Annotated in this window: 14 protein-coding genes and 1 pseudogene; 4 read left to right on the top strand and 11 right to left on the bottom strand. The window is 72.3% G+C overall.

The features are described from left to right. Position 1 precedes the first annotated feature (1 nt). Together ACTWO6_RS23195 and ACTWO6_RS23200 are read right to left on the bottom strand one after the other, a co-directional pair. A complete protein-coding gene (locus ACTWO6_RS23195; RefSeq protein ID WP_446215903.1) occupies positions 2-769 on the bottom strand; it encodes an enoyl-CoA hydratase/isomerase family protein in 768 nt (255 codons plus the stop codon). A 46-nt stretch (positions 770-815) separates the two neighbouring features. After that, the gene (locus ACTWO6_RS23200; RefSeq protein WP_007462679.1) at positions 816-1043 is read right to left on the bottom strand and encodes a helix-turn-helix domain-containing protein; all 228 of its coding nucleotides are present in this window, start codon (positions 1041-1043) and stop codon (positions 816-818) included. Between the two features lie 226 nt (positions 1044-1269). On the opposite strand from ACTWO6_RS23200, the gene ACTWO6_RS23205 reads away from it, so the two are divergent. Beyond that, positions 1270-1569 (top strand): hypothetical protein, encoded by a 300-nt coding sequence (locus ACTWO6_RS23205; RefSeq protein WP_446215904.1) that lies wholly within the window; start codon positions 1270-1272, stop codon positions 1567-1569. A gap of 6 nt (positions 1570-1575) precedes the next feature. Here ACTWO6_RS23205 and ACTWO6_RS23210 read toward each other — a convergent pair whose 3' ends face one another. Next, positions 1576-3180 (bottom strand): ABC-F family ATP-binding cassette domain-containing protein, encoded by a 1605-nt coding sequence (locus tag ACTWO6_RS23210; protein WP_446215905.1) that lies wholly within the window; start codon positions 3178-3180, stop codon positions 1576-1578. A 250-nt stretch (positions 3181-3430) separates the two neighbouring features. Here ACTWO6_RS23210 and ypfJ point away from each other — a divergent pair, with 250 nt between their 5' ends. Together ypfJ and ACTWO6_RS23220 are read left to right on the top strand one after the other, a co-directional pair. Continuing rightward, positions 3431-4342: a KPN_02809 family neutral zinc metallopeptidase gene (gene ypfJ, locus ACTWO6_RS23215; protein ID WP_446215906.1), complete on the top strand. Its 912-nt coding sequence runs from the start codon at positions 3431-3433 to the stop codon at positions 4340-4342. A 107-nt stretch (positions 4343-4449) separates the two neighbouring features. Then, positions 4450-4908, top strand: a complete 459-nt coding sequence (locus ACTWO6_RS23220) for an NUDIX hydrolase (RefSeq protein ID WP_446215907.1) — start codon at positions 4450-4452, stop codon at positions 4906-4908. Positions 4909-5055: 147 nt separating this feature from the next. Here the strand turns inward: ACTWO6_RS23220 and ACTWO6_RS23225 are convergent, their stop codons facing one another. Beyond that, positions 5056-5421, bottom strand: a complete 366-nt coding sequence (locus tag ACTWO6_RS23225; protein WP_446215908.1) for a YybH family protein — start codon at positions 5419-5421, stop codon at positions 5056-5058. Then, a pseudogene (locus ACTWO6_RS23230) lies at positions 5418-6605 on the bottom strand (YbfB/YjiJ family MFS transporter). The gene ACTWO6_RS23225 and the pseudogene ACTWO6_RS23230 overlap by 4 nt, the downstream one beginning before the upstream one ends. Positions 6606-6961: 356 nt before the next feature. On the opposite strand from ACTWO6_RS23230, the gene ACTWO6_RS23235 reads away from it, so the two are divergent. Further along, positions 6962-7888, top strand: a complete 927-nt coding sequence (locus ACTWO6_RS23235; protein ID WP_446215909.1) for a LysR family transcriptional regulator — start codon at positions 6962-6964, stop codon at positions 7886-7888. On the opposite strand, the gene ACTWO6_RS23240 is transcribed toward ACTWO6_RS23235, so the two are convergent. The 6 genes from ACTWO6_RS23240 to ACTWO6_RS23265 all read right to left on the bottom strand — a co-directional run bounded on the left by ACTWO6_RS23240 (position 7873) and on the right by ACTWO6_RS23265 (position 12270). Next, positions 7873-8172 carry a muconolactone Delta-isomerase family protein gene (locus ACTWO6_RS23240; RefSeq protein WP_446215910.1) on the bottom strand — a complete coding sequence of 100 codons (300 nt, stop codon included), beginning with the start codon at positions 8170-8172 and terminating at the stop codon, positions 7873-7875. The genes ACTWO6_RS23235 and ACTWO6_RS23240 overlap by 16 nt on opposite strands. A gap of 132 nt (positions 8173-8304) precedes the next feature. Beyond that, positions 8305-8967 carry an acVLRF1 family peptidyl-tRNA hydrolase gene (locus ACTWO6_RS23245; RefSeq protein WP_446215911.1) on the bottom strand — a complete coding sequence of 221 codons (663 nt, stop codon included), beginning with the start codon at positions 8965-8967 and terminating at the stop codon, positions 8305-8307. A 121-nt stretch (positions 8968-9088) separates the two neighbouring features. Next, entirely contained in the window at positions 9089-9724 is a 636-nt protein-coding gene (locus ACTWO6_RS23250; protein ID WP_446215912.1) for a LysE family transporter, read from the bottom strand. Positions 9725-10091: 367 nt separating this feature from the next. Then, positions 10092-10493: a metal-sulfur cluster assembly factor gene (locus ACTWO6_RS23255; protein ID WP_446215913.1), complete on the bottom strand. Its 402-nt coding sequence runs from the start codon at positions 10491-10493 to the stop codon at positions 10092-10094. Next, positions 10490-10966: a Fe-S cluster assembly sulfur transfer protein SufU gene (sufU, locus tag ACTWO6_RS23260; protein ID WP_446215914.1), complete on the bottom strand. Its 477-nt coding sequence runs from the start codon at positions 10964-10966 to the stop codon at positions 10490-10492. The genes ACTWO6_RS23255 and sufU overlap by 4 nt, the downstream gene beginning before the upstream one ends. Continuing rightward, entirely contained in the window at positions 10966-12270 is a 1305-nt protein-coding gene (locus ACTWO6_RS23265) for a cysteine desulfurase (protein ID WP_446215915.1), read from the bottom strand. Before ACTWO6_RS23265 ends, sufU begins: the two co-directional genes overlap by 1 nt. Positions 12271-12278 lie beyond the last annotated feature (8 nt).

The raw sequence follows: 12278 nt of genomic DNA on the forward strand, positions 1-12278 counted from the left end.
ACTATTCTCCCCGCCCGGCGAGGTCCCGCAGGCGGCGGGTCTGCGCCTCCCGCTCGGCGCGCTGCTGCTCGGCGTGGGTACGACCACCGGCGCCGGCGATCAGCGCCTTGATCTCGACCACCGCGTCCCGGTTGCCGGCCAGCAGGCCGGCGGTCAGATCCCGCACCGCGCCGTCCAGCTCGGCGGTCGGCACGACGAGGTTGGCGAGCCCGATCCGGTCGGCCTCGGCGGCGTCCATCCGGCGGCCGGTGGCGCAGATCTCCAGCGCGCGGGCGTAGCCGACCAGCTCCACCAGGCGCTTCGTGCCGGCGAGGTCGGGAACGAGACCGAGGGTCACCTCGGCCATGGAGAGCTTGGCGTCCTCGGCGAGCACCCGCAGGTCGCAGGCGAGGGCGAGCTGGAAGCCGGCGCCGATGGCGTGCCCCTGCACGGCGGCCACCGAGATCACGTCGGGGCGGTGCAGCCAGGTGAAACCGGCCTGGAACTCGGCGATGCGGTCGGCGCACTCCTGCTCGGGCAGGGTGGACAGCTCGGCGAAGGAGCCGGGCCCGGAGGCGCCGGCCACCGACAGGTCGAGGCCGGCGGAGAAGGCCCGCCCCTCGCCGCGGACGACGACGACGCGGACGTCGCCGGGCAGCTCCCGGGAGAAGTCGCTCATCGCGCGCCACATCGCCGGGGTCTGGGCATTGAGCACGTCGGGCCGGCACAACGTGACCGTCGCGACCGGCCCGTCGCAGTCGAGTCGCACCCCGGTCGTCTCGGCGGTCACCGGACCGCCCGGGGCACGGCGCTGATGGACGACGCTGGCGGGCGGGTCACGCCTTCTTGCGGCGCCGGGCGCCGCCGCGCTGCCGCAGCTGCACCCCGGACTCGGTGAGCACCCGGTGGATGAACCCGTAGGAACGGCCGGTCGAGGCCGCCAGCGCACGGATGCTCTCCCCAGAGGTGTACCGCTTTACCAGGTCCTTGGCGAGCGTCTGACGCTCGGCCCCGACGATCCGGCGACCCTTCTCAGTGCTGGTGGCTGTGCCAGTGGCTGCCATGCTGATTCCTCACGTCCCAGACTGTGCGGTTCGGATACGGTCCCACCTATTAGACCGCCTCGAACGATCATGCGCCAGATATCAACTCTTCGCCAACCGACACGCTATGCAATGTCAGCTTCCCGATAGAGTGATCCTTCTGACCGGCTGACACCGTGCCGCCCGACCGTCCCGGCCAGGCCGGCCGTCCGATCGATCATGGCGCGCCGGCCCGTACGCTGCCCCGGTGACCGACCTCCTCGCCGCAGCGGCCGGCGCGGCGGCCGTCTTCGCCGCCACCAACATCGACGACATCGTGGTGCTCACCGTGTTCTTCGTGGCGGCCCGGCACGCCGGCCGGCCCCACCCCTGGCACATCGTCGCCGGTCAGTACCCGGGCATCGGGGCGCTGGTCGCCGTCGCGGTGGTGGTCGCCGCCGGCCTGCTGGTCGTCGCTGGCTGGTCCCCGCGGTCTTCATCGCGATCGGCGCGACGATCCTGGTCACCTGCGGCGTCCTCCCCCGCCTGGCCGGGGCTGGCCGGCTGACCGCCGTCAGGCCAGTTCGACCAGTTCGAGGAGGTCGTCGCTCCAGGCGTCCTCGTCGCCGTCGGGGAGCAGGATCGCCCGGTCCGGCTTGAGCGCCAGGACCGCGCCGGGGTCGTGGGTGACCAGCACGATCGCGCCGGGGTAGCGGGCGATCGCGTCGAGCACCTGCTCGCGGCTGACCGGGTCGAGGTTGTTCGTCGGCTCGTCGAGCAGCAGCACGTTCGCGCCGGAGCAGACCAGGGTGGCCAGCGCCAGCCGGGTCTTCTCCCCGCCGGAGAGCACCCCGGCGGGCTTGTCGACGTCCTCCCCGGAGAAGAGGAACGCGCCGAGGATCTTGCGCAGGTCCGTGTCGGTCTGGTCGCTGGCGGCGCTGCGCATGTGGTCCAGGATCGTCCGGTCCACGTCCAGCGTCTCGTGCTCCTGGGCGTAGTAGCCCAGCCGCAGCCCGTGCCCGGCGTGCACCTCGCCGGTGTCCGGCTGCAGCAGCCCGCCGAGCATCCGGAGCAGGGTGGTCTTGCCGGCGCCGTTGAGGCCGAGGATGGCCACCCGGGAACCGCGGTCCACCGCCACGTTGACGTCGGTGAAGATCTCCAACGACCCGTACGACTTCGACAGGCCGGTCGCGGTGAGCGGGGTCTTGCCGCACGGAGCCGGAGTGGGGAAGCGCACCTTGGCCACCTTGTCGGCGACGCGCACCTCCTCCAGGCCCGACATCAGCTTCTCGGCGCGCCGGGCCATGTTCTGCGCGGCGACCGTCTTGGTGGCCTTGGCCCGCATCTTGTCGGCCTGCGCCATCAGCGCGCCGGCCTTCTTCTCGGCGTTGGCCCGCTCCCGGCGGCGGCGCCGCTCGTCGGTCTCCCGGGCCTCCAGGTACGCCTTCCAGCCCAGGTTGTAGACGTCGACCACCGAGCGGGTGGCGTCGAGGAACCAGACCTTGTTGACCACCGACTCCAGCAGCGCGCCGTCGTGGGAGATCACGATCAGGCCGCCCTTGTGGTTGGCGAGGAAGCTGCGCAGCCAGGTGATCGAGTCGGCGTCGAGGTGGTTGGTGGGCTCGTCGAGGAGCAGGATGCCGCCGCCGTTCTCGCCGGCGTCGCGGAACAGGATCCGGGCCAGCTCGATGCGGCGGCGCTGGCCGCCCGACAGGGTGCCGATGGTCTGGGCGAGGGCCCGGTCCGGCAGGCCGAGGTTGGCGCAGATCCGGGCCGCCTCGGCCTCCGCGGCGTACCCACCGAGGGCCGCGAACTGGTCCTCCAGCGCGCCGTAGCGGCGGACCAGCTTCTCGTCGGCGTCGTCGGCGAGCTTCTCCTCGATCTCCTTCATCTGGGCCATCAGCACGTCCAGCCCCCGGGCGGAGAGGACCCGGTCCCGCCCGGTCACCTCCAGGTCGCCGGTCCGCGGGTCCTGCGGCAGGTAGCCGATCGCGCTGCGCCGGTCGATCTGGCCGCCGTACGGCTGCCCCTCCCCCGCCAGCACCTTCAGCGTGGTGGTCTTGCCGGCACCGTTACGGCCGACGAGGCCGATCCGGTCGCCCGGCTGCACCCGCAGGGTGGTGTCGGACAGCAGGATCCGGGAACCGGCGCGCAGCTCCAGGCCGGTGGCAGTGATCATGTCGCAGTACTCGCTCTCGGGGGGATCCGGAAGGGCTGACTCAGGGCACGCGAAAGAGCCGGCGGGTTGGATGTTCCCGTCGGCGCGGGGCCGTTCAGCCTTCGCAGCGCAGCACCCGCCAAGTGTACCGGGCGGCCCGCGGCGCCCCGTCCGGATTACCGAGCAAGATCATCGGGTACCGAATCTGCCGTCCGGACCCGGTCCGGTACCGCAACCACCAAAAACGGATCAATCGGCGATCGGGGTCAACATGGAGCTGAACGAGAACGCGCGGATCGACACCAGCCAGGTGGACGATCGCCGGGGGTCCGGCGGAGGCGGCGGGATGGGCATTCCGATCCCGATCGGCGGCGGACGTGGTGGGATCGTCGGCATCATCATCGCCGTCCTCGTCGCCCTGGTCGGCGGCGGTTTCGGGCTGAACGCGATGAACGACGGCGGCTCGCAGGAGGGCGACAACACCTCGCTGCAGCAGAAGTGCTCGGCCCAGGACGCGCTGGAGCAGCTCGACTGCCGCAACACCCTGTACGTCAACTCGATCCAGGCGTACTGGACCAAGGCCCTGCCGGAGGTCTTCGGCGAGCAGTACAAGCCGTCCAAGACCGTCTTCTTCAGCCAGGGCGTCAACACCGGCTGCGGCCAGGCCGACTCGGGCGTCGGTCCGTTCTACTGCCCGGCCGACGACCTGGTCTACATCGACCTCACCTTCTACAAGCTCCTCGCCGACCAGCTCGGCGCCGAGGGCGAGTTCGCCCAGCCGTACGTGCTGGCCCACGAGTACGGCCACCACGTGCAGGACCTGCTCGGCACCGAGGCGCAGATGCGCCGCCAGCAGCAGCGTGACCCGAACAACGCCAACGCCCTGTCGGTGAAGCTGGAGCTGCAGGCCGACTGCTACGCGGGCGCCTGGGCCAAGAACGCCACCGGCACCGCGGACGAGCAGGGGCAGAAGATCTTCAAGAGCATCACCGAGCAGGACATCCAGCAGGCGATCGACACCGCCGAGAAGATCGGCGACGACGCGATCTCCAAGCGCTCGGGCCGGCCGGTGAACCCGGACGAGTTCACCCACGGCACCTCCGAGCAGCGCAAGCAGTGGTTCACCAAGGGCTACTCCACCGGCGACCCGAAGGCCTGCGACACCTTCGGCGGCAGCCTCTGACGCCGACCGGACCGCACCAGGACCCCGGCGCCACGGTGGGCGACCCAGCGCCGGGGTCCCTCCGTGTCCGGGCGGCGCGCGGGGCCCGGGCCGGGCAGGATGACCGGATGACCGGAGATCCACCCCGCAGCCGGGTCGCCGCGTACGTCATCCGCCGCACGCCCGACCCCGAACTGCTCGTCTTCGACCATGTCGACTTCCCCGAGGCGGACACTCAGGTCCCGGCCGGCGGCATTGAGCCGGGCGAGACGACCGCCGAGGCCGCGGTCCGGGAGGTCGCCGAGGAGACCGGACTGACCTGCGTCGAGATGGTCGCCGAGCTGGGAGTCAGCGAACGCCCCCACCCGGAGACCGGCCGGGCCCGGCGCACCACGTACGTCCAGCTCAGCGCGGCGGGCGGCCCGGTCGGCGAGTGGACCCACCAGGTCGCCGGGAGCGGCGAGGACGACGGGCTGCGCTTCGCCTGCCGGTTCGCCCCGCTGCCGCTGGCGGCCCGGCTCGCCGACCACCAGGACGAGTTCCTCGGCCGGATCGACCCGGCCTGGGCACCGCCCACCGCCCGCTGACCCGCGCCGTCGCGCCCCGCACGCGCCCGCCGCTCGGGCGCGACGTCCACGGTTGCGCTCGATCCCGCAGGTGGTGGCATCACGGTCGCCATGAGGCCACCACATCCATGACGTCCGGCCAGGGCTTCGGTGATCGAGGGCTTCGGGTCAGCCGAGCCGGGATACCTGGTAGTGGCTGATGAACCAGGCCTCGCCGATCCGGCGCACGATCACGCTGAGGTGGACGGTCAGGACCGGCCGGTCGGTGAAGGCGAAGTCGACACTCAGGTAGCCGAGGACAAGGTCGTCGGCGAGGCGCCGGGTCTCGCGGATGTCGTACGCGGCGGTCATGCCGATCGGCTGGGAGGCGTAATACTCGGCAACGCCGTCGCGGCCGACAGTGTACGGGTGCAGGCCTTGGAAGATCGCGTCGTCGGTGAAGTACGAGGCGACGCGATCGGGGTCGTGGGCGTCGACGGCGGACCTCCACTGGCCGAGGACGGTACGCAGAATCTGGGCCTCGGTGCTGGTCATGATGTTCCTCCTGTGCTGATGGGCGGGAAACGGTGGCGCAGTGCGCCGGCCGCGACCGCAGCCAGTGCAACGAGTGCGGCGCCGACCAGCAATGCTTGGTGGTAGCCGTTGCGTAGGAGCGGGGTGACGGCCAGCGGGCCGAGGATCTGCCCAGTGCTGTAGCCGGTGGTGAGGATCGCGACCGCGCGCGGGACCTGCAGGTGTGCGCCGATGGCCAGGGCGATGGTGACGACGCCGAGAAAGGTCGCGCCGAAGAGAATCGCCGAGATCAGGGCCGCCACGATCCGGCCGCCGAGGACCGGCAGTGCGATGCCGACGGCCTGCACGACGAGCGCGGTGAAGAGGAGTGTCGGCCGGGACCGCGTACGGCTGAGCCACGACCACAGCGCCGAGGAGGGCAGGGCGGCGAGGCCGACAAGGACCCAGGCGGCGCCGCCGACCCAGCCGGGCGCGGTCTAATCGATCGCGGCGACCAGAAATGTCCCGGCGATGATGTAGCCGACCCCTTCGAGAGAGTAACTAGCGAGTAGTGGGCCAAACCAGCGCAGCCCGAAGGCATGGCCGCGACGGAGCCGGGCCGCGGCCGTGTTGCCCGATGTCGGGCCAGTCTCAAGCGGCCATGCCAGGACCGTGAAGACGGCGGCCAACGCGGCCGCACACCACCAGGCCTCCTGCCACGTGCGCAGACTCAGCACGAGGAGGCCGGACAGGGCGATCCCGGCGCCGACCCCACCGAAGGCCCATCCGGTGAGGTGGTGGGCGTGGGCGCGCAGCCCGGAGAGCACGGCACTGGCCGCGATGACGAAGATCAGCGCGCTCACGATCCCGGCGCCCAGCCGGAGAACGAACCAGAGTGCGCCGACGTGAGTGGCCGGCATCAGGGCCAACGTACCGACCAGAACCACCAACGACAGGCGCAGCGTCAGCCGGGAGCGGACCAGCGCCGGGGCGAGGATCGCGGCAACGGCCCCGATCAGGTAGCCGATGTAGTTCGCGGTGGCCAGCTCCGCGCCCAGCCGTGGGGACAGCCCGGCGTGCGCGTGCATCAAGGGCAGGATCGGGGTGTACGCGAACCGGCCGACACCCATGCCCGCGGCCAGCGCCGCGGCACCCTGCCCGACGACTCGCCAGAACCGATCCCACGAGGTCGCCCCGATGCCCGAGGTGTGCTCGGCAGTCACCATGTGCCCTCTTCCCGCGGTTGGGGCGGCCCGCGCCCGCCGCTGCGGCCCGCCCCGGCCTCGACGGAATTCCGTGCCCGGCGCGCTGGCCGCCGTCGACGTGCAGGATCTCGCCGGTGACGAACACGGCGGTCTCGAGACAGGTGATCGCGCCGACAATGTCGCTGATCTCGCCCATCCGTCCTACCGGGTGCAGCCCGGCTACGAACTCGTGGGTCTCGACCGGGTGCATCGGGGTGCGGATCCGCGCGACCTGCGCCGCTTCGTGACCCAATCGTCGGCCCGACCAGCCGCCGTCCGCCACGACCGGCTTGCTCTCTGGTGGGAGGTGGAGACTCCCACCGCATTACTATGTGCGGGTGGAGCTACGCCAGCTGCGCTACTTCGTCGCGGTGGCCGAGGAGCTGCACTACGGCCGAGCCGCGGTCCGCCTGCGCATCGCCGGCCCGTCGCTCTCACAGCAGATCAAGGCCCTGGAACGCGACCTGGGCGTACGCCTCTTCGACCGTGACCGCCGCGCGGTCACGCTGACCGCCTCCGGGGAGGCGCTGCTGCCCCGGACCCGGGCGCTGCTCGAACAGGCCGACGAACTGCGCCGCTCCGCGGCCGGCATGTCCGCCGCCGAGGCGGTGCGGCTCGGCTATGTCAGCTGGCGGCCGGCCGACCTGGCCACGCGCGCCTCGGGCGTCGCGCAGCTGCACATCGACGCGTGGGTCATGCCGTCCCACACACAAGCGAGCCGGGTCGCCGACGGCAGCATCGACCTCGCGATCTGTTGGGTGCGGGCCGACGACCTGGTCAACTACGACCTCGAGGCACGGCTGATCGGCGCGGACCGGCTCTTCGCGATCTCCGCCGGAACCGACACATCCGCCGTGCAGGCCAAGGACACGCTGGTGCTGCTGGACGCCGACATCGCCACCTGGTCGTCCTGGAACCGCTACGCGGAGGAGTTCGCCCGCGACGCCGGAGCCCGTATCGTGCGCGTTGACGACGGCGGCATCACCGGCCCCACCTTCTTCGATCACGTACGCCGGCTGCGCCGCCCGGTCATCAACTCGCCGAAAGGACAGAACACCCCGGTGCCGCCCGACCTCACACAGCGACCGGTGGTAGATCCGGCGCCGTACTGGACCTGGGCCCTGGTGTCCCGCCGGGACGAGACCCGGACGGCCGTACGGGCCACTGTCGAGGCGCTGACGCGCGACGTCGGCACGCTCGGTCTCGACACCGACATGGCGTGGATCCCGTCGGGCGACCCGTTCCGGGCTTACCGGGCCGGCTGACCCGGGTCGTTCGGATGCGGTGACAACGGAGTAACGGAATCGTGCCGCCACGCGCGCAGCGGCATCGACGCGAGGACCACTTCCAGCTGATCCGCATCGTCCGCGCGGAAAAGTCCCCACGTACGCCACTCGCCCGGCGCCAGCGGCGGCCGCCACAGCCGCAGGAGATTGCCCTGCGCCGCCAGCTCAGCCGACCGCGCCGCCTCGCGCTTGCGCATGTCGGCGACCTCATCGTCTGACGTGCCGTCCGGCACCGTGGTGACCATGTCAACCAGAAACTCCACTGCTGATACTCCCTTCGCCTGGCGCACAACACTGCATATTTTGCGCGGAAACTGCTCTTATGGGACGCGACTGTCGCCGCTAGTTCCTCGGCCGGATGCGGCCGCCGCGGGCACCGCCGCCAACCGCTGAGGTCAGCCCGCGCGGTCGGGTGCCGGGTCGCGGACCAGGATCCGCACCGCGCGGGCGGCGGCGATCGCGCCGACCAGCACCGCGTGCCGGGGCTCCGGCACGTCGAGCAGCCGCTCGGCACGCAGCGCGGCCAGCGGCGCGAGCCGGCGCTCGGCCAGCACGGTGTCCACCGCACGACGGTCCCCGCCGCAGACCAGGGCGTTCAGGGTCGCCGCCTCCGGCAGCAGCAGCCGGACGGCCAGCTCGACCGCGTCGGCGAGCGCCGCCTTCGCCTGGTTGTCCCGGCGTCGGGCGAAGCGCTGCTGGGACCAGCCGCCCGCGGCGGTGCGCCCCTGCACGTACCGGGTGTCCACCTTGGAGACCACCAGGTCGGTCCCCGCGGCGACGCCGACCGCCACCGCGCCCTTGCGGGCCAGCAGCAGGCCGAGCCGGCGTGGCGCGGCGGCCGCAGCCACGAAGCCCGGTACGTCGGCCGCGGCCGGCGCCCCGGGCGGCGTGTGCAGCTCGGCCGTCGCGCCGTCCGCGGCGGCGAGCAGCAGGCCGTACCCCTCGATGCTGGTGGTGGGCGGGCCGTGCCGGTCGGCGAAGCCCTCGACCCAGCGGGCGACGCGGGCCGGGTCGACCTCGACCCACCGGCCGCCCCCGGCTGCGGGTCGGCTGGTCACCGCCCGACCGTACGGCAAGGCCCACCCCGTCCGTGCTCCCGGCCCCTTGTCAGCCGGACAGCAGATACGCGCTCCCGGCCCCCGATCGGCCGGGCAGCGGATCCTGCTCCCGGCCCCCGGGTCAGCCCGGCAGCAGGGTGGCCACCGCGAGGGCGGCGATGAGCGCGCTGGAGACCAGCCCGGTGACCAGCCGGCCACGTTGTCCGGACAGTGCCCGGCCGACCAGCGTGCCGCCGCCCGCGACGAGCAGCTGCCAGCTCGCCGAGGCGAGGAAGGCGCCCGCCACGAAGAGCGCCGCGGTGGTGGCGTCCGGGTCGGCCGCGTCCCGCCGGCCGAGCACCAGCGCCGCGAAGTAGAGCACGGTGGTCGGATTGAGCAGGGTCAGCCCGAGGACGCCGACGAAGGCCCGGCCCGGGGTGGTCAGCCCGTTGCCGGCCCGCGCCGGCGCGGGCCCGGCGTCCGGCCGGCGCGCCCGCCAGGCGGAGCGCAGCCCGTGCGCGGCGAGGCCGAGCAGCACCAGCGCCGCGGCCACCCGCAGCGGCCCGGCGACCGGGGCGATGACGCCGGCCAGACCCGCGCCGCCGATCGTCGCGACGGCCGCGTAGAGCCCATCGGCGGTGGCCACGGCGAGCGCCGCGGCGGCCCCGACCCGGAACGAGGTACGGGCGCTGAGGCCGAGGATGAGGATCGCGATGGCGCCGACCGGGATGGCCACGCCGTAGCCGGCGATCAGGCCGGCGAGGAGGGCGTCACCCATGGCGGGCGGGCCCGGACCACCTCCCGGCAGCCGTCGGCTGCTGTCGCCCCGCGCCGACGAGGGCGTGGGCGGGGACGGCAGGGCGGATGCGGAGATCGGTCACCGGGCCATTGTGGCCGCGCCGGAGGGGCGGCGGAAGCGGATTTCGCGCCGACGGCCGGGGCCGCCCCGCCGGGAACCGAGGCGGGGCCTCCGGGGACCGACAAGATCGTCTGACGTCCTCGGTCCTTCCACCCGGCGTGTCAGGCCCGCGAACCGCAAACGATCATGGCGGGTGGAGGCATCCGCCCCGCCGCCAGGCGGGGAACGCGTCGAGCGCGGCGCCCCTCGGGGGCGCCGCGCTCGATGACGACCGACCGCAGTCGGGTCAGACGTTGAAGCCGAGGGAACGGAGCTGGTCCCGACCCTCATCGGTGATCTTGTCCGGACCCCATGGCGGCAGCCAGACCCAGTTGATCCGGATGTCGTTGACCAGTCCCCCGCCGGGTCCGGTGGTCAACGCCTGCCGGGCCTGGTCCTCGATCACGTCGGTCAGCGGGCACGCCGCCGAGGTCAGCGTCATGTCCAGCGTGGCCACGTTGTCGTCGTCGACGTGCACGCCGTACACGAGGCCGAGGTCGACCACGTTGATGCCCAGTTCGGGGTCGACGACGTCCTTCATCGCCTCCTCGATGTCGGCGACGGCGGCCTTGCCGCCCGTCGCCTCGGGAGCCGCGCCCGCCTCCGCCACAGCGCCGGCCGCCGTGCCGCTGGTCTCCTCAGAACTCATGCCTTCACCTCCGTAGGGCTCACGCCCACGCCGGCGCGTGCCGCGGCATCCTTGAACGCCATCCACGACAGCAGCGCGCACTTCACCCGGGCCGGATAGCGCGCGACACCCGCGAACGCCACCCCGTCTCCGAGCACCTCTTCGTCCGGCGTGACCTGGCCACGTCCGGACATCAACTCGACGAACGCCTCGTGCACCGTGGCCGCGTCGTCCGCGGCCCGACCGCGCAGCAGCTCGTGCAGCACACTCGCCGACGCCTGGCTGATCGAGCAGCCCATGCCGTCGTACGAGATGTCGGTGAACACCTTGCCGTCGGTGGCCACCCGCACGGTGATCTCGTCACCGCAGGTCGGGTTGACGTGATGCGCCTCGCCGACCCGGGCGTCCGCGTCCGCCGCGTCCCGCAGGCCACGGCCCTGCGGGTGCTTGTAGTGGTCCAGGATGATCTCCTGGTAGAGCTGGTCGAGCTGCATCAGCCGAACACCTTCCGCACCTGCTCGAGACCGGCCACCAGCGCGTCGATCTCCTCCGTGGTGGTGTACAGGTAGAACGACGCCCGCGTCATGGCCGGTACGCCGAACCGGGTGCACACCGGCTTCGCGCAGTGGTGCCCCACCCGCACCTGCACGCCGAGCGAGTCGAGGACCTGCCCCACGTCGTGCGGGTGGACGTCACCGAGCGCGAACGAGATCGTCCCGCCCCGGCCGACCGGCACGTTCGGGCCGAAGACCCGCAGCCCGGGCACGGTGGCGAGGGCGTCCAGCGCGTACGCGGTCAGCTCCTTCTCGTGCCACTGGATGGCGCGCATCCCGACCCCGCTGAGGTAGTCCACCGCCGCACCGAGCGCCACGGCCTCGGCGATCGGCGGGGTGCCCGCCTCGAACCGGGCCGGCGGCGCCGCGAAGGTGGACCGGGCCATGGTGACCGTCTCGATCATCGAGCCACCGCCGAACACCGGGGGCATCGCGGCGAGCAGCTCGCCCCGGCCCCAGAGCACGCCGACGCCGGTCGGGCCGCACATCTTGTGACCGGTGAAGACGATGAAGTCGGCGTCGTAGTCGACCACGTCCATCGGCATGTGCGGCACCGACTGCGAGCAGTCGAGCAGCAGCAGCGCGCCCACCTCACGGACCCGCTGGGTGATCCGCGAGGTGGCGTTGACCGTGCCGAGGATGTTGGAGGTGTGCACCAGCGAGACAATCTTCGTCCGCTCGGTGACCAGGTCCGCCAGCCCGGACTCGTCCAGCCGGCCCTGCTCGGTGACCGGGAACCAGCGCAGGGTCGCGCCGGTCCGCTCGCAGAGCAGCTGCCACGGGACGATGTTCGAGTGGTGCTCCATCTCGGAGATCACGATCTCGTCGCCCGGCCCCAGCCGGAACCGCGGATCGGCGTCGGGCCGCAGCGAGGCGTTGGAGAACGCGTACGCCACGATGTTGATCGCCTCGGTGGAGTTCTTGGTGAACACCACCTCGTCCACGCTCGGCGCGTTGATGAACGCCGCGATCTTCGCCCGCGCCCCCTCGTACGCCTCGGTCGCCTCGGTGCCCAGGGTGTGCACCGAGCGCGACACGTTGGCGTTGTGCATCGCGTAGTGCTCGGCGAGCACGTCGAGCACCTGCCGCGGCTTGTGCGCGGTGTTGGCGCTGTCGAGATAGACCAGCCGGTGCCCGTTGATCTCCCGGTCGAGGATCGGGAAGTCGGCGCGCACCGCGGCCACGTCGAAACGCGGCACGTCGTCGTACTGCGGCATCCCCTCGGGGATGGCGATGGTGGTCATCTCAGCGG

It is taken from the genome of Micromonospora sp. IBHARD004, assembly GCF_052814115.1.